Annotated in this window: 13 protein-coding genes, 1 tRNA gene, 1 rRNA gene and 1 riboswitch; of the genes, 4 read left to right on the forward strand and 11 right to left on the reverse strand. The window is 50.3% G+C overall.

Annotated features, from left to right (window positions below):
- Positions 1–4: 4 nt before the first annotated feature.
- The 4 genes from AB3G37_RS23465 to btuB form a co-directional block, all read right to left on the reverse strand.
- Positions 5–81: transfer RNA gene (locus tag AB3G37_RS23465), tRNA-Ile, on the reverse strand.
- A 72-nt stretch (positions 82–153) separates the two neighbouring features.
- Positions 154–1,696 (reverse strand): 16S ribosomal RNA (locus tag AB3G37_RS23470).
- Between the two features lie 428 nt (positions 1,697–2,124).
- Positions 2,125–3,006: a glutamate racemase gene (murI, locus tag AB3G37_RS23475; RefSeq protein WP_369789233.1), complete on the reverse strand. Its 882-nt coding sequence runs from the start codon at positions 3,004–3,006 to the stop codon at positions 2,125–2,127.
- Positions 2,951–4,807, reverse strand: coding sequence for a TonB-dependent vitamin B12 receptor BtuB (gene btuB / locus AB3G37_RS23480; RefSeq protein WP_369789234.1), 1,857 nt, complete (start codon positions 4,805–4,807; stop codon positions 2,951–2,953). The genes murI and btuB overlap by 56 nt, the downstream gene beginning before the upstream one ends.
- A 67-nt stretch (positions 4,808–4,874) precedes the next feature.
- Positions 4,875–5,104: riboswitch (cobalamin riboswitch) on the reverse strand.
- A 152-nt stretch (positions 5,105–5,256) separates the two neighbouring features.
- Here btuB and trmA point away from each other — a divergent pair.
- Entirely contained in the window at positions 5,257–6,363 is a 1,107-nt protein-coding gene (trmA, locus tag AB3G37_RS23485) for a tRNA (uridine(54)-C5)-methyltransferase TrmA (RefSeq protein ID WP_369789235.1), read from the forward strand.
- 50 nt (positions 6,364–6,413) lie between these two features.
- Here trmA and AB3G37_RS23490 read toward each other — a convergent pair whose 3' ends face one another.
- On the reverse strand, positions 6,414–6,776 hold the full coding sequence (locus AB3G37_RS23490; protein WP_369789236.1) for a YijD family membrane protein: 363 nt from the start codon (positions 6,774–6,776) through the stop codon (positions 6,414–6,416).
- Positions 6,777–6,857: 81 nt separating this feature from the next.
- A complete protein-coding gene (gene fabR, locus AB3G37_RS23495) occupies positions 6,858–7,514 on the reverse strand; it encodes an HTH-type transcriptional repressor FabR (protein ID WP_037378808.1) in 657 nt (218 codons plus the stop codon).
- A gap of 208 nt (positions 7,515–7,722) precedes the next feature.
- On the opposite strand from fabR, the gene sthA reads away from it, so the two are divergent.
- Positions 7,723–9,123: a Si-specific NAD(P)(+) transhydrogenase gene (gene sthA, locus AB3G37_RS23500; RefSeq protein WP_009637748.1), complete on the forward strand. Its 1,401-nt coding sequence runs from the start codon at positions 7,723–7,725 to the stop codon at positions 9,121–9,123.
- Here the strand turns inward: sthA and oxyR are convergent.
- Positions 9,106–10,026 (reverse strand): DNA-binding transcriptional regulator OxyR, encoded by a 921-nt coding sequence (gene oxyR, locus AB3G37_RS23505; protein WP_369789237.1) that lies wholly within the window; start codon positions 10,024–10,026, stop codon positions 9,106–9,108. The genes sthA and oxyR overlap by 18 nt on opposite strands.
- Before the next feature lie 168 nt (positions 10,027–10,194).
- Between oxyR and AB3G37_RS23510 the strand changes: the two genes are divergently transcribed.
- Positions 10,195–10,926, forward strand: a complete 732-nt coding sequence (locus AB3G37_RS23510; RefSeq protein WP_369789238.1) for a glutathione peroxidase — start codon at positions 10,195–10,197, stop codon at positions 10,924–10,926.
- Between the two features lie 124 nt (positions 10,927–11,050).
- Here the strand turns inward: AB3G37_RS23510 and argH are convergent, their stop codons facing one another.
- The 4 genes from argH to argC form a co-directional block, all read right to left on the reverse strand.
- Positions 11,051–12,424: an argininosuccinate lyase gene (gene argH, locus AB3G37_RS23515; protein ID WP_009637745.1), complete on the reverse strand. Its 1,374-nt coding sequence runs from the start codon at positions 12,422–12,424 to the stop codon at positions 11,051–11,053.
- Between the two features lie 103 nt (positions 12,425–12,527).
- Positions 12,528–13,748, reverse strand: coding sequence for an argininosuccinate synthase (locus tag AB3G37_RS23520; protein WP_009637744.1), 1,221 nt, complete (start codon positions 13,746–13,748; stop codon positions 12,528–12,530).
- 77 nt (positions 13,749–13,825) lie between these two features.
- Positions 13,826–14,599, reverse strand: coding sequence for an acetylglutamate kinase (gene argB / locus AB3G37_RS23525; protein WP_369789239.1), 774 nt, complete (start codon positions 14,597–14,599; stop codon positions 13,826–13,828).
- Positions 14,600–14,753: 154 nt separating this feature from the next.
- Positions 14,754–15,758, reverse strand: coding sequence for an N-acetyl-gamma-glutamyl-phosphate reductase (argC, locus tag AB3G37_RS23530; RefSeq protein ID WP_369789240.1), 1,005 nt, complete (start codon positions 15,756–15,758; stop codon positions 14,754–14,756).
- Positions 15,759–15,963: 205 nt separating this feature from the next.
- Between argC and argE the strand changes: the two genes are divergently transcribed.
- Entirely contained in the window at positions 15,964–17,115 is a 1,152-nt protein-coding gene (gene argE / locus AB3G37_RS23535) for an acetylornithine deacetylase (protein ID WP_369789241.1), read from the forward strand.
- The last annotated feature ends 90 nt before the right edge of the window (positions 17,116–17,205 follow it).

The raw sequence follows: 17,205 nt of genomic DNA on the forward strand, positions 1-17,205 counted from the left end.
GGATTGGTAGGCCTGAGTGGACTTGAACCACCGACCTCACCCTTATCAGGGGTGCGCTCTAACCACCTGAGCTACAAGCCTATAAAGGTATTTCTGCTCGTTACTATTTCATCAGACAATCTGTGTGGACACTGCACAATGCGTATCTTTAGGTAAGGAGGTGATCCAACCGCAGGTTCCCCTACGGTTACCTTGTTACGACTTCACCCCAGTCATGAATCACAAAGTGGTAAGCGCCCTCCCGAAGGTTAAGCTACCTACTTCTTTTGCAACCCACTCCCATGGTGTGACGGGCGGTGTGTACAAGGCCCGGGAACGTATTCACCGTAGCATTCTGATCTACGATTACTAGCGATTCCGACTTCATGGAGTCGAGTTGCAGACTCCAATCCGGACTACGACGTACTTTATGAGGTCCGCTTGCTCTCGCGAGTTCGCTTCTCTTTGTATACGCCATTGTAGCACGTGTGTAGCCCTACTCGTAAGGGCCATGATGACTTGACGTCATCCCCACCTTCCTCCGGTTTATCACCGGCAGTCTCCTTTGAGTTCCCACCATTACGTGCTGGCAACAAAGGATAAGGGTTGCGCTCGTTGCGGGACTTAACCCAACATTTCACAACACGAGCTGACGACAGCCATGCAGCACCTGTCTCACGGTTCCCGAAGGCACTAAGCTATCTCTAGCGAATTCCGTGGATGTCAAGAGTAGGTAAGGTTCTTCGCGTTGCATCGAATTAAACCACATGCTCCACCGCTTGTGCGGGCCCCCGTCAATTCATTTGAGTTTTAACCTTGCGGCCGTACTCCCCAGGCGGTCGACTTAACGCGTTAGCTCCGGAAGCCACGCCTCAAGGGCACAACCTCCAAGTCGACATCGTTTACAGCGTGGACTACCAGGGTATCTAATCCTGTTTGCTCCCCACGCTTTCGCACCTGAGCGTCAGTCTTTGTCCAGGGGGCCGCCTTCGCCACCGGTATTCCTCCAGATCTCTACGCATTTCACCGCTACACCTGGAATTCTACCCCCCTCTACAAGACTCTAGCTTGCCAGTTTCAAATGCAGTTCCCAAGTTAAGCTCGGGGATTTCACATCTGACTTAACAAACCGCCTGCGTGCGCTTTACGCCCAGTAATTCCGATTAACGCTTGCACCCTCCGTATTACCGCGGCTGCTGGCACGGAGTTAGCCGGTGCTTCTTCTGCGAGTAACGTCAATCGCTGCTGCTATTAACAACAACGCCTTCCTCCTCGCTGAAAGTGCTTTACAACCCTAAGGCCTTCTTCACACACGCGGCATGGCTGCATCAGGCTTGCGCCCATTGTGCAATATTCCCCACTGCTGCCTCCCGTAGGAGTCTGGACCGTGTCTCAGTTCCAGTGTGGCTGGTCATCCTCTCAGACCAGCTAGGGATCGTCGCCTAGGTGAGCCATTACCCCACCTACTAGCTAATCCCATCTGGGCACATCCGATGGCGTGAGGCCCGAAGGTCCCCCACTTTGGTCTTGCGACATCATGCGGTATTAGCTACCGTTTCCAGTAGTTATCCCCCTCCATCAGGCAGTTTCCCAGACATTACTCACCCGTCCGCCGCTCGTCACCCAGAGAGCAAGCTCTCCCGTGCTACCGCTCGACTTGCATGTGTTAGGCCTGCCGCCAGCGTTCAATCTGAGCCATGATCAAACTCTTCAATTAAAAGTTCGATTTGCTTAAACAAGTTAAGCGGTGCTCAAAGTTTACTTTCGTAATAATTCAAAAATGAATTACTGCTTGGTCACTCTAAGACTTGGCATTGCTGCCTTTGATATTCTGTTGCCACCGAGGTGGCTGATATCGTCTTGTGAGTGCCCACACAGATTGTCTGATAAATTGTTAAAGAGCAGTGCCGCTGTTCGCAATGAATCTTATGCGGCGCGGGAGGTGCATATTACGCTTTCCCGCTGAAGAGTCAAGAGTTTTTCTTTCGAATCTTTCTTTTTCTCTTCCCAACCTGGCGACTTGGTTCTCGTTAGAGGAGTCGTTGTTCCCGGTCAGTGGAGGCGCATTATAGGGAGTTCTCAGAAGGCCGCAACCCCTATTTTTAAAAAACTTTTCCGACCGCTGAATGTTTAATCAAAAGCTGTTTAAAGCACCAATTCGTGGATGCTTTTAAAGCCATATGCCTGCAAAACGGGCAGCAACTCTGCAGCTTGTTCATCGAGCTTCATGCAATAAGCGATGCTTTCTATTTCCGTTCCCTGTTTTTTTTCGGGAATAGAAGTAAAAGCAGTCTCAATTAACCAGTGTGCGCGACGTGCAATGGCCGATCCGGAATCAATCATGCGAGTTCCATCAGGTAAAACCTGCGACAGCTCGTCACTGAGCAACGGAAAATGAGTACATCCAAGTACAACTGTGTCGGGTGGCTCACGTAATTTAAGCCAAGGTTGCAGGATTTTCCTTAATAGAGGAAGAGAAACCTCTTCGCCATGCAACTTGGCTTCGGCCAACTCCACCAGCTCAGCCGATCCTAGCATCAGGATTTTGCAGTCTGTAGCAAAACGGGCAATCAGATCGTGCGTATATGGACGCTGCACCGTCGCGCGCGTTGCCAATAGTCCAACAATTCCGTTACGGGTCAGTTTGGCAGCTGGCTTTATAGCAGGGACGACGCCGACTACCGGGCAACTGAATTTCGCTCTTAATGCAGGAAGTGAAACCGTGCTCGCGGTATTACAGGCGATAATAATAATAGAAAGGGGATGGCGCTTCGCCACAGCGCTGACAATTTCAAGCACGCGCTCGACGATAAACTCTTCCGACTTCTCCCCATAGGGAAACGCCACGTTGTCGAAAGCATATATATAGTGCAGGTCCGGCAATAGCAGCCGGACTTCATGATAAACCGATAACCCGCCGACGCCAGAGTCAAACACCAGCGCCGTCGGGCGAGCCGGTACTATGGCATGATCAGAAGGTATAGCTTCCAGAGAGGAAATACTCACGTCCTGCTGTAGCGTAGCCATAAACCGTCTCATAATCTTTATCAAAGAGGTTGGCAATTCTAGCACGAACGGTCAGATGGTCAGTAACAGGATAAGAAGCGGCGAGATCCCAAAGACTCACGCCGCCAAGCTTCACAGTCTGATAAGTGTTGTAGTCAGTATCATAGCGCTGGCCGAGGTAATGATAGGTCACAGCCCAGTCAATTTGCTCAACCTGCCAATCGAGTTCGTATTTAACCTGCTGCTTGGCACGGCGTAATAGTACTTCATTAGTCTGGCCATTACGCGCGTCAACAAAGTCATAAGAAATCTGGTGACTAAACGGTCCAGTATCAAAGGAGGCCGTGGCTTCAACCCCTTTAATAACGGCATCGCCGATATTATAATAACGATAGGTCACTGGATCGCTGTCAATCAGGTTGGTGATTTCGTTTTTATAACCGCTGACACGCCAGGTTACCGGACCAGTCAGACCCTCAACGCCACCTTCCCACTGTTTACTTTCTTCAGGTTTCAGATTTGTATTACCGTAGAACGCACTGTAGACCTGTCCCAGATTCGGCGCTTTGAATGCCGTGCCATAGGAAGCAATAAAGCGATAACCGTCGATAAACTCCCAGGCCGCGCTGCTCTGCCACGTAGTGTGCTGACCAAACTGAGAGTTATTGTCGCTGCGAACGGCGCCTTCAACAGTTACCGGACCAAACAATTGTTGAGTTGTTGCATATACGCCGGTATCACGCTGCTCATGACCATCACTCAGATAATCAGTACCTGGAGTGGTCGTTTGCTTCTGCCAGTCAAGACCTCCGCTTAATGTACCGTGCCACGCCTGCAGGGTATTCCCCCACTGAACGTTATATTGCTGCACGTCATCCAAGGTCGCAGATGAATCGTATTGACCGTAACGCGGATCATAATTGTAGGTCTTGCTGTGGGTATAGCTACCAATTAACTGAGTAGCATAAATGCCTTTGTTATAACGAAGGCCAGTATCCCAAGTTTGGCTATATAACTGCTGAGTATCCAGCAAAGCGCTTCCCGGTGTGTAATAGCCATCATAGGCGGTTCTATTATCGAAACCATAACCGCGAATAAAGCCGCTGACGTTTTCACTGAAGTTATGAAGTATTGAGCCATACAACGTTTTACTCATAAACCCGTCGCGGTCGTGCTGCGGATCGCCACCAGTATTACCATCGGCCACTACGTCATAACCGTGGGTGTAGGTATAGTTACCGGCGAAAGTCCCGACGGTATCTTTACCCAGCTTCTGTTGAGTTGAGGCATCATAAGACTGGTAGCCGTTTGAACCCAGGCCCGCTGTTACTGTGGTGCCCAGTTTATCGCGAGTCGTAATAATGTTAACTACGCCGCCAATGGCATCGGAACCATAAACCGCAGAAGACGGGCCACGGATATATTCAATTCTCTGCACCAGAGAAATAGGGATTTGGCTTAAATCTGAAGAACCAGAAATCCCGGCCTGATTTAAACGGATACCATCAATCAGAATTAATACGTGGCTTGAATTGGTGCCGCGAATAAACATCGAGCTGGTCTGACCCAAGCCGCCATTCTGGGCAATATCTACACCCGGCAAACGGCGCATTACGTCAACCAGCGACTTGGACTGCCATCTGTCTATTTCATCTCGCGTCACCACCGTAGTCGGAGCTAAAACGGTTGAGACCGGCTGTGGAAAACGGTTAGCCGTAACTACTACATCATCATTATCTGTTTGAGGATTACTATCTTGCGCCCAGCCCGAAAAAGCTGTGGCGGAAAGAACCGCCAGCAGCGCATGCTTTTTAATTGTCATGTAAACGCGCATCCGAAATAAATAAAGGATGCCGCATAAATCATTGGCACTTTCGCGATGACAATGAATATTGCGACGTAATTCAGGCAGGTCTTCGGGCTTGGGATTTGTTATTTAACAGAATTAACACCCGGCGATAACTTCCCATCCTTATTAAGGACAGTGTTTGCATTTTTGTTTTGCAGAATAATATTAATGCACTCGCCTTGCTTTCCCCATACCGCTGCGCGACAGCTCCGGATTCACACCGGATTCCCTTTTAACTCAATAGTGGAGGCCTAGGATGAATCCTACGATCAACCTATTTTGAAATCTAGACTTCCATCGAGCTGAACCCAACTAAATACGACAAAACTGGACATCATCTTCGTATTCCCTACAATCAGCGGGCAAAACGCATCATAATCCGCAATGTTCGCCCTTTGATTAGCCGTAAAACGAGAAACCAGATGACGCCAGAAAACCTGCCCATTGAACAATATGACGACCAACTGGCGGAAAAGACCGCCCGTCTCACGGCGCTAATGACGCCATTTAATGCGCCGGCGGCTGAAGTTTTCCGTTCACCGGTCAGCCATTACCGTATGCGCGCCGAATTCCGCGTCTGGCACGATGAAGGCGACCTGTATCACATTATGTTTGATCAGCAGACCAAGGCCCGCATCCGCGTTGACCAGTTCCCTGCTGCCAGCGAGTTGATTAACCGCCTGATGCCAGTTTTGCTTGCTGCGGTCAAAGCCGAGCCGGCCCTGCGCCACAAGCTTTTCCAGATTGACTATTTGTCGACCCGCAGCGGCAAACTTATAGCCTCCCTGCTCTATCATCGCAAGCTTGACGATGTCTGGCAGCAGGCTGCAACCGCGCTACGCGACCAGCTACGTCAAGACGGTTTTGATATTCAGCTGATTGGTCGCGCGGCAAAAACTAAAATCATGCTCGATCAGGATTATGTCGATGAAGTCCTGCCGGTTGCTGGACGCGAGATGATTTATCGTCAGGTTGAGAATAGTTTTACCCAGCCGAACGCCGCAATGAATATTCATATGCTGGAGTGGGCGTTGGGGGTGACTGAAGGTTCAAAAGGCGATTTGCTCGAGCTTTACTGCGGCAACGGTAATTTCTCGATGGCGCTGGCCCGTAATTTTAATCGCGTACTGGCAACTGAAATAGCCAAACCTTCTGTTGCAGCGGCACAGTTTAATATCGCGGCTAATAATGTTGATAACGTGCAAATTATTCGTATGGCAGCTGAAGACTTTACCCAGGCGATGAATGGCGTAAGAGAATTCCGTCGTCTGGAGGGGGTCGATTTGAAGGGTTATCAATGTGAAACCATTTTTGTCGATCCGCCTCGCAGTGGCCTGGATGACGAAACCGTCAAAATGGTTCAAGGGTATTCACGCATCCTTTATATCTCCTGTAACCCGGAAACGCTGTGCGCCAATCTTGAAACCTTGCAGCAGACCCACCGCGTAACTCGTCTCGCGCTGTTCGATCAGTTCCCGTATACCCATCATATGGAATGCGGCGTTTTGCTTGAACGCATTGGCGACTAACTAAAGTAAAAAGGCAGCCCGACGGCTGCCCTTTCTAACTATTTGTAAATTCAAGCGTTATGTTGTTGCTTGCGTTTCTTGATCCGATAGGCAATCCAGAATACCAGCACCACACAAATCACTGACGGGACGAAATTAGACCCCAACTGCGGATGTTCAGCGCGGATAATAGTGCTGTATAGCAATAATCCCAACACGAAACAGGCAGCGGCCAGTTTGGGCACGCCAAAAGCCATTTCGCTTTGCTGATAGCGCACGTGTAAGCAATAAACCGCCAGCACCAGCGCAATAATTGGGAAAATCGAAAAAGGTACAACTGAACTGAATAAGGCGTCAAAGGTGCCGTTAATCGATAATCCGGCAATCAGAGCCAATACCAGGGTGCCGTTCTCCTGGCGTGGTTGTTCTGTCATCTTCTAATCCTCTTTATCCTTTTTGACGTTAAGTCACAGCCCACAAAGCTGCATTCATTGAACTGATACCTTGCCACAAATTCAATCGCTTTGAATGACCTCATCGTTAACTGATGTGTCAGCGGTTCTTTCCTGCTGGCGGCGATACCAGTAGTAAGCACCTTTGGAAATCATACGTAACTGAAGTACAAGCCTTTCTTCGAGCTGGCGACGCTGGGCGATATCGACATCCAGCGCCTCTGCACCGGCATTAAAGACGATAATAACCATGGCTTCTGCCTGCGCTTCAGTAAAACTACGCGGCATATGGTTTTCAAGCTGCAAATAGTCGGCAAGTTCTGCGATAAAATGCTGAATTTCGCGCGCTACCGCGGCACGGAATGCCGCAGATGTTCCTGAACGTTCACGAAGTAACAGGCGGAAAGCATTGGGATTGTTGCCGATGAACTCCATAAAGGTTGAAACCGAGGTGCGAATAACACTGCCGCCTTTGGCAATACGCTGGCGTGCCTGGCGCATTAATTGGCGCAGCATTAAACCGCTTTCATCAACCATGGTCAGGCCCAGCTCGTCCACATCGCGGAAGTGCCGGTAAAAAGACGTGGGGGCGATGCCCGCTTCGCGAGAAACCTCACGCAGGCTCAAACTGGCGAAACTGCGCTCTGCGCTTAGTTGGCTAAAGGCCGCCTCAATAAGCGAGCGGCGAGTACGCTCTTTCTGTTGTGCTCTTACGCCCATGACCTTCATCCGATAGTATCTACTTACTCATTCGCCTGAATTCATTTCACTATACCAAATTTTTCTACAACGACCGTTATACTAAGTGGAGCATAAAGTTCTTCTGAATGTTGCCGCATTCCCACGAATAGATAACCGGTCGTTGGGAAATTAGGTCTATGATGTTACATTCTCGTTATGATTTTGTAGAAAAATAGGTCCCTTATCCATGTCACAGAACTATCATTTTGATGCCATCATAATTGGCTCCGGCCCTGGCGGTGAAGGTGCTGCCATGGGTCTGGTTAAACAAGGCTCCAGAGTTGCAGTCATCGAACGTTATAACAACGTTGGTGGCGGCTGTACTCACTGGGGAACCATTCCATCAAAAGCGTTAAGACACGCAGTCAGCAGAATTATCGAGTTTAACCAAAATCCGCTATATAGCGACGGTTCTCGTGCAATGAGCTCGACATTCCCGCAAATTTTACGCCATGCCGATACGGTGATTAATCAGCAGACCCGCATGCGCGAAAGCTTCTACGAGCGTAATCAATGCAAACTGTTTGCCGGTGATGCCAGCTTTGTAGATGCTAACACTATTTCGGTAACCTATGCCGATGGTTCTCAGGACTTTGTGACGGCAGAACATATCATTATTGCCTGTGGTTCACGGCCTTACCGTCCTGCAGACGTTGATTTTACTCACCCACGCATTTACGACAGCGATTTAATCCTCGGTCTGGAACACGAACCTCGCCACGTTATTATTTACGGGGCCGGCGTAATTGGCTGTGAGTATGCTTCGATTTTCCGCGGACTGAATGTAAAAGTCGATCTGATCAACACCCGCGACCGATTGCTGGCGTTCCTTGATCAGGAAATGTCAGACGCACTCTCTTATCACTTCTGGAATAACGGCGTTGTTATTCGCCACAATGAAGAGTTTGAGAGGATTGAAGGCGTTGATGACGGCGTCATTATGCACCTGAAATCTGGCAAGAAAATTAAAGCCGATGCTCTGCTGTACGCCAATGGTCGCACCGGTAATACGGATTCGCTGAAACTTGAAAATACCGGTCTTGAAGCAGACAGTCGCGGATTGCTGAAAGTTAACAGCATGTACCAGACTGCTCAGCCGCATATTTATGCGGTCGGCGACGTTGTCGGTTATCCGAGTCTGGCGTCTGCTGCCTATGATCAGGGCCGCATTGCTGCCCAGGCGATCGTCCAGGGCGAGACCAGAGTGCATCTGATTGAAAATATTCCTAGCGGTATTTATACCATTCCGGAAATCAGTTCCGTGGGTAAAACCGAGCAGGAATTAACCGCGATGAAAGTGCCATATGAAGTGGGCCGCGCGCAGTTCAAACACCTCGCGCGTGCGCAAATCGTTGGTATGAACGTCGGGAGTCTCAAGCTGCTGTTCCACAGAGATACCAAGCAAATACTCGGTATTCACTGCTTTGGTGAACGCGCAGCTGAGATTATTCATATCGGACAAGCCATTATGGAACAGGAAGGGGCAGGAAATACGATTGAGTATTTCGTTAACACTACCTTTAACTATCCAACAATGGCTGAGGCCTATCGCGTTGCGGCACTAAACGGCTTAAACCGCCTTTTTTAACGCTAACGCGTCCATGTAAGGTTGCATGTGCTGTTTAATGGCTTCGGCCAACTGTTCATAGCGACCGCGCAGTGGGGAACCGGGGCGATACACCAGAGCAATGGTGCGCTTCGGTTCCGGCTTGTCACATTTCAAATAAGTCACACCGTCGCGGCTACGCTCGTGTGGCACGGCAAGTGATGGCAGCAGAGTAATCCCGCTTCCGGCTGCGACCATATTCCGCAAGGTTTCAAGACTGGTGGCACGGAAATGAGTGTCTTCGTCTGCCCCTGCCTGGAAGCAAAAACCTAACGCCTGATCGCGCAGGCAGTGACCGTCTTCCAGCATCAACAATTTCTCACCCGAAAGATCCGCCATTGCTACTCTGTCGCGCGATGCCCAGGCGTGATCGTCATAGATTGCCAGCTTCATTGGCTCATCAAACAACGGCACCTCAATAAAGGCTTCGCTTTCTTTTACCAGCGCCAGAATCGCACAGTCGAGTTTGCCGCTGTCGAGCTGCGCCAGAAGTTGCTGGGTCTGTGCTTCATGCAGATACATTTCCAGCTTCGGAAAAGTTTTATGCAGCGACGGAATAATCTGCGGCAGCAAATAAGGCCCCACGGTTGGGATCAGCCCAATATGCAACGGGCCGGACATCGCCTCCCCCTGCTGGCTAGCCATCTCTTTTAAAACCTTTACTTCGCGCAATACTGTACGTGCCTGATCTACCAGCAATAAACCCGCCTGTGTGAACAGTACTTTGCGGCTGGTTCTCTCCAGCAGCATAACGCCCAACTCATCTTCGAGTTTGCGGATTTGACCGCTCAGCGTTGGCTGGCTGACGTGGCAAGAATCGGCAGCGCGGCGAAAATGCCGGAACTCGGCCAGCGCAACCAGATACTCTAAATCACGGATGTTCATAAATTCTCCCTTAACGACTCGCAAAGGCGATAGTCAGTAGCGATAGATAAGATAGCAATCAACGATTATATCTATCAAGACTATTCGTTAATAATGTCTTCCATCGAAAGGCAACGTCGAAAAAAATTTTATTACTCACCACAAAATAAGTGATTTAAGAGGTTATGCATGTTTTCAAGCCGTGAAGGAAAAACCGTACCACAAGTCACGTTCCACACTCGTCAGGGCGATCAGTGGATTGATACCACCAGCGATGACCTGTTTAAAAATAAAACTGTGATCCTGTTTTCTCTGCCGGGCGCGTTTACACCAACCTGCTCCTCGAGCCATTTGCCACGTTACAACGAGCTGTCGAGCGTATTCCGTCAGCACGGTGTTGACAGCATTCTCTGCGTGTCTGTGAATGACACTTTTGTAATGAATGCCTGGAAAGCCGAGCAAAATGCCTCAAACATTACCTTTATTCCAGACGGTAATGGTGAGTTCACCAAAGGCATGGACATGCTGGTCGAAAAAGCCGATTTGGGCTTCGGTCCGCGTTCTTGGCGCTACTCCATGCTGGTCCGTAACGGCGTGGTAGAGAAAATGTTCGTTGAACCAAACAAGCCGGGCGACCCGTTTGAAGTGTCTGATGCAGACACTATGCTCAAATATCTGGCCCCAGAGTATAAAGTGCAGGAATCGGTCTCGGTATTCACCAAACCAGGCTGTCCTTTCTGCAGTAAAGCGAAGCAAATGCTGCAAGAACGCGGTATTCAGTACGAAGAAGTGGTACTTGGAAAAGATGCAACAACTGTGAGTCTGCGTGCGGTCAGTGGTCGTGCAACAGTTCCACAAGTGTTCATCGGTGGTCGCCACATCGGGGGAAGCGACGATCTGGAACAGTACTTCGCAGCCTGATTTGTATCGGGGCTAATAAGTATCAGAACGTCTTATTAGAAAGAAAGCAGTCTATGAAGGTTTGGCGGGCCGTAAGGCCCGCTTTTTTATGTCTGCTATTTAGCAGCAATCAGGCGAAAAGCTATTAAGCCAGACGCGATTTGGCTTCACGGATAGCCAGCGCAACTTGCTCAGGCGCAACACCGCCTTTGGCATTGCGCTTGTCGAGACAAGATTGCAGCGCAAGAATCGGATAAACGTCATCGCCAATAATACTGCTAAATTTCTGCAAATCGGCCAGCGGTAAGGCCTCCAGCGCTTTACCCTGACGGATTGCCTCGACCACTGCCTCACCGACAATGTGGTGCGCTTCACGGAACGGCACACCCTTGGCAACTAAATAGTCAGCCAACTCGGTAGAGTTTGCGTAGCCTTGCTCAGCCGCTTCTTTGCAGCGCGGGCGTTTTACCTGAATACCATCGAGGACCAATGCCGCCATTTGCAAGCAGTCCATCCAGGTATCAAGCGCATCAAACAACCCTTCCTTGTCTTCCTGCATGTCTTTGTTATAAGCCAGCGGCAAGCCTTTAAGGGTCATCATCATCCCGGTTAACGCACCCTGCACGCGACCACATTTGCCGCGGATAAGCTCAAGCGCATCCGGATTTTTCTTCTGCGGCATGAGTGAAGAGCCAGACGTCACGCGGTCAGAAAGGTCAACGAAGCCCGCTTCACCAGTGTTAAAGAAGATTAGATCTTCCGCAAAACGTGAAAGGTGAACCATGCTGATTGATGCGTTAGACAGTAATTCAAGAATGTGGTCACGATCTGAAACGCTGTCGAGGCTGTTACGCGTTGCCGAAGCAAAGCCCAACCAGCCAGCAAGCTGTTCACGATCGATCGGATATGCCGTGCCTGCCAATGCGCCGCTACCCAAAGGGCTGACGTCAAGACGGTTAAGGGTATCCTGCAAACGGCTCTCGTCACGAGCCAACATTTCTACATAAGCCAAACACCAGTGGGCAAAAGTCACCGGCTGCGCGCGTTGCAGGTGAGTATAACCAGGCATCACGGCGTCTTGATTAGCCTCGGCAGTTTCTACCAGCGCATGTTGCAGCTGCTTAACGGCGAGTTGCAGTTCAACCACCTGGGTTTTACACCACAGTTTGATATCAGTTGCGACCTGATCGTTACGGCTACGGCCAGTATGTAATTTCTTGCCGAGATTGCCGACTTTGTCGATCAGCTTCAGCTCAACCCAGCTATGAATATCTTCGGCATCGCTTTCAAGGATAGCGCGAGGATTGGCACGCACCTCTTCCAACAGCACGTTCAACGCGCCTTCCAGCTCTAGCTGTTCGTCTGCGGTCAGTACATTAACGGTGACCAGCGCTTTTGACCAGGCAACCGAGCCCACGATATCCTGCTCTGCCAATCGATAGTCAAACCGCAGTGAGTCATTCAGTTCTTTGAAACGCTGATCTGCTGCCTGACTAAAGCGTCCGCCCCATAATGCCATGATAATGCTCCTGACTTTGCTTGCTGTAGAAGTGAAATTTGAAGTGATGTTTCAGGCGTGCGAGATGCCCCGCACGCCTGATGTAACCGAAGTAAACTGAGACTTACTTTTTAGCAGCGTTCAGTGCACGGATACGTGAAGAGAGTGAGAACAGACGAATGAAACCACCAGCGTGGCTGTGGTCATACACTTCGTCTTCGCCGAAGGTCGCAAACTCTTCAGAATACATGCTGTTCGGCGATTTTTTCTGGATAGCAGTAGCAGTGCCTTTGTAAAGTTTCACAACAACTTCACCGTTAACGTCCTGCGCCAGAGAATCGGCAGCTGCCTGAATTGACTCACGCAGAGGAGCGAACCAGCGACCGTCGTAGACCACGTAAGACATTTCCTGGCCGAGCTGCTCACGCCATTTGAAGCTGTCACGGTCCAGAACCAGCTGCTCAACGCCACGCAGCGCAGCCATCATGATGGTGCCGCCCGGGGTTTCGTAGCAGCCGCGAGACTTGATACCTACCAAACGGTTTTCAACGATATCGATACGACCAACGCCGTGTTTCACACCCAGGACGTTCAGCGCTTCGAGACAACCAAACGGGGTCAGATCTTTGCCGTTAACGGCAACAACTTCGCCTTTTTCAACTTTCAAGGTGACCAGTTCTGCTTCGTCTGGTGCATCTTCAGGAGCCACGGTCCAGGCCCAGCAATCCTTGTTAGGAGCATTCCAAGGGCTTTCCAGCACGCCACCTTCGGTAGAAATGTGCCATGCGTTTTCGTCACGGCTGTAGATTTTTTCCAGAGAAGCAGTGGTCTTGATATTACGCTCTTTCAGGTAGTCCAGCAGGGCTTCACGGGAACGCAGGTCCCACTCACGCCATGGTGCAACCACTTTCAGCTGTGGAGCCAGCGCGGTGTAGGTTGTTTCGAAACGAACCTGGTCGTTACCTTTACCGGTTGCGCCGTGGCAAACCGCGTCTGCTCCGACTTTAAGCGCCAGTTCAACCTGAGCTTTGGCGATCAATGGGCGAGCCATTGAGGTGCCCAGCAGGTAAGTCCCTTCGTATAGCGCACCGCTTTTCAGCACTGGGTAAACGTAATCCTTGATGAATTCTTCACGCAGATCAACAACGTGGCACTCAGAAGCACCGGTGTCCAACGCTTTCTGCTCGATGCCTTCCAGGTCTGCCTGGTCCTGGCCGATGTTGGCCACAAACGCCACCACTTCACAGTTACCGTAATTTTCTTTCAGCCATGGAATAATGGCCGAGGTGTCTAGACCGCCCGAGTAAGCCAGAACGATTTTGCTGATGCCTTGAGTTGCTGCCATGATAATTTCCTTAAAAATATCTGATTTCGCGACGTTTTTTTACGCCGCGCTTTAATAATAAAACTCTTAAAACCTGGTTACGCCAATATACGGGTGCCGATGGCTTCACCATTGAACAGAGCCGGCAGTTTTTCTGCGTCACGCCAGCTGGCGATATCGACCGGACGACCCAAAGTGCGCGCGGCGTCTAAAGCGGCATTCACTTTGACGATCATGCCATCGGTAATGATGCCTTGCTCAATCATCTCTTCTGCTCTTGCTGCGGTCATTTCCGGGACACGCTGACGGTCACCATCGAGGATACCGCTGACGTCGGACAGCAGAATCAAATCTGCGCCCAGCGTTGCAGCCAGAGCGGTCGCTGCCTGGTCGGCATTGACATTCATCAGCACGCCCTCGGCTGTGATACCGATAGAACTGACGATTGGCAAATAACCCGCTGTTGTCAGTGTGTTGATCAGTTTAGGGGAACCGGCTTCGGCCTTACCCACAAAGCCCAGCTCTTCATCAAGCTGAGTTACGCTAACTGAACCACCGTCGGCCAGAGACAGGCCCACTGCGCTAATATCGTTTTTAACCGCCCAGGACAGCAGCGTTTTGTTGGCGCTGCCCGCCAGTGCTCCGGTAATGATATCAATCTGGTCGGCAGGCGTAACGCGCAGTCCAGACTTCTTAACCACCGGCAAGTTGAGACGTTTCATCAGGTCATCAACCAAATAGCCACCGCCGTGAACGATCACCAGTGGACGCTGATACTCTTTACGATAAGCAACCAGCGCCGCGAACAGGCGATCCAGCGCCTCTTCGTTGTCCAGTAACACGCCGCCTAGTTTGATGATCAATGGATTCATTCGTATGCCACCTTGCTTCAACACCAGCGACTTCTGGAATCACTGGGTATTTAATTTAACACCCCTGAGCGGACGAATAAACGTTCAAAACAAGGTGTTTTATAAAATTAACAATCAGTTAGCTTTTAAACTAATTGCCTTAAATTTCAGATTATTACACCAGCGAGGTAGTTTCCGGGAAACCAAAGCGCAGGTTCAGACACTGTACTGCCTGAGCCGATGCGCCTTTCAACAGGTTGTCTTCAACCGCCACGATGATGACGTGCTCACCCTGCACAGCAAAACCGATATCACAGAACGGCAGGCCAACTACGTTTTTCAGCGCTGGCATGCCTTTGTCATACAGACGAACCAGCGGCTTGTTGTCGTAGGCACTGTGAAACGCTTTGGCAACTTGCTCTGCGCTGACGCCTGGCTTCAGACGGCAGGTAATGGTAGCCAGAATACCGCGCGGGAAACTGCCCAGATGCGGGGTGAAAATGACCGGCGTACCCAAGTGGGTCGAGATTTCAGGATGGTGGCGATGGTTGAATACGCCGTAAGCATGCAGGCTCACTTCACAAAAGCTGGTGCCGAGGCTGGCTTTACGCCCTGCTCCGCTCACGCCGCTTGTCGCATTGATTACCGGCCATTGGTCCTGATTCAGTAACTCTTTTTCCAGCAGCGGTTTAATAGCCAGCTGGGCCGCCGTTGGGTAGCATCCTGGAACCGCAATCAGCTGCGCGTCTTTCAGTTTATCTGCCTGCCATTCGGCCAGACCGTAAACGGCTTTATCAAGCCAGTCCTGATGCTGATGCTCAAAACCATAGAATTGGGTGTAGAAAGCCGGATCATTGACGCGAAACGCACCAGACAGGTCGAATACGGTGCATCCCAGTGCCAGAAACTGCGGGGCCAAATCATGGCTGACTTCATGTGCCGTCGCTAAAAAAACGACATCGACGCCTTTGGCTGCTTCAGCCACATTTTCCAATGGCAAAACAGGCAGATCGACAATGCCTTTTAACTGCGGGTGCAGATCGGAAAGTAATTTTCCTGCATCTGCACTTTGCGCTGAAACCGTTAAACCGGTTATGTTCATATGTGGGTGACGATTCAGATAGAGCGCAAGTTCAGCTCCAGCATAACCGGTGGCACCAACAATCAGCGTATTCAACATGGGCTCAGTTCACCTTCTTTTTCAAAAATAGAGGGCTCACTGCGTTTTTTACGCCAGAAGCCCGCGAAATTCAGCACGTTCGTTGCATTAATACTAACTCAGAAACCCGTCTGATTTTAGTGTTTCCTTACGAACCCGCTTAATGTATTTTTATTCACATTAAATGCATGAATATTTATATTACCCTAACCAAAGGCTGTCAACAGTGAAGATGAAATTACCTCCATTTATTGAGCTATACCGTGCGTTAATTGCCACGCCTTCGATCAGTGCCACCGACAGCGCACTGGATCAGAGCAATGAAACCTTAATCAACTTGCTGGCAGGATGGTTTACTGATTTAGGCTTTAAAGTGGAGATTCAGCCGGTACCCAATACGCGTAATAAATTCAACATGCTGGCCAGCATTGGCGAAGGCGCCGGTGGCCTGCTGTTAGCGGGTCATACTGACACCGTTCCGTTCGACGATGGCCGCTGGACGCGCGATCCTTTCGTACTGACCGAGCACGAAAACAAGCTTTACGGCCTGGGCACTGCGGATATGAAAGGCTTTTTCGCGTTTATCGTCGATGCGCTGCGTGATATCGACACCGAGAAGCTGACTAAGCCGCTATATATTCTTGCCACCGCCGACGAAGAAACCACCATGGCCGGTGCCAGCTATTTTGCCAAAACTTCGACTATTCGCCCGGACTGCGCAATTATTGGCGAGCCAACGTCGCTGAAGCCGGTGCGCGCACACAAAGGTCATATTTCCAATGCTATCCGCATTACCGGCCAGTCAGGCCACTCTAGCGATCCTGCGCGCGGTATCAACGCCATCGAGCTGATGCACGATTCCATCACTCACCTGATGGGCCTGCGTAAAACGCTGCAGGATCGTTATAACCACAGCGGCTTTGCCATTCCTTATCCGACCATGAACTTTGGCCATATTAATGGTGGCGATGCAGCCAACCGTATTTGCGCCTGCTGTGAACTGCACATGGATATTCGCCCACTGCCGGGCCTGACGCTGTCAGATTTAGATGATTTACTCAACGAAACGCTGGAACCAGTAAGCAGCCGCTGGCCGGGTCGTTTGACTATCGAAGCCTTGCACCCGCCAATTCCAGGTTATGAATGCCCGCCGGATCACCGTCTGGTGCAGGTTGTCGAAAAACTGCTGGGAACTGAGACCGAGATTGTTAACTACTGCACCGAAGCGCCGTTTATTCAGGAGCTTTGTCCGACTCTGGTGCTGGGCCCAGGCTCAATCGATCAGGCGCACCAGCCAGATGAATACATCGATACCGCTTTTATCAAACCGACCCGCGAACTGATCTCTCAGGTCGTTCACCATTTCTGCCATCATTAATCGCAGAAGGGTTGTTAAAATAATGTAACAAAAAAGGGGCATCATGAGATGCCCTTTGATATTGTACAAAGTTACTGATTAGCCAGACTA

This window comes from Rouxiella sp. WC2420 (assembly GCF_041200025.1).
Lineage (GTDB): Bacteria > Pseudomonadota > Gammaproteobacteria > Enterobacterales > Enterobacteriaceae > Rouxiella.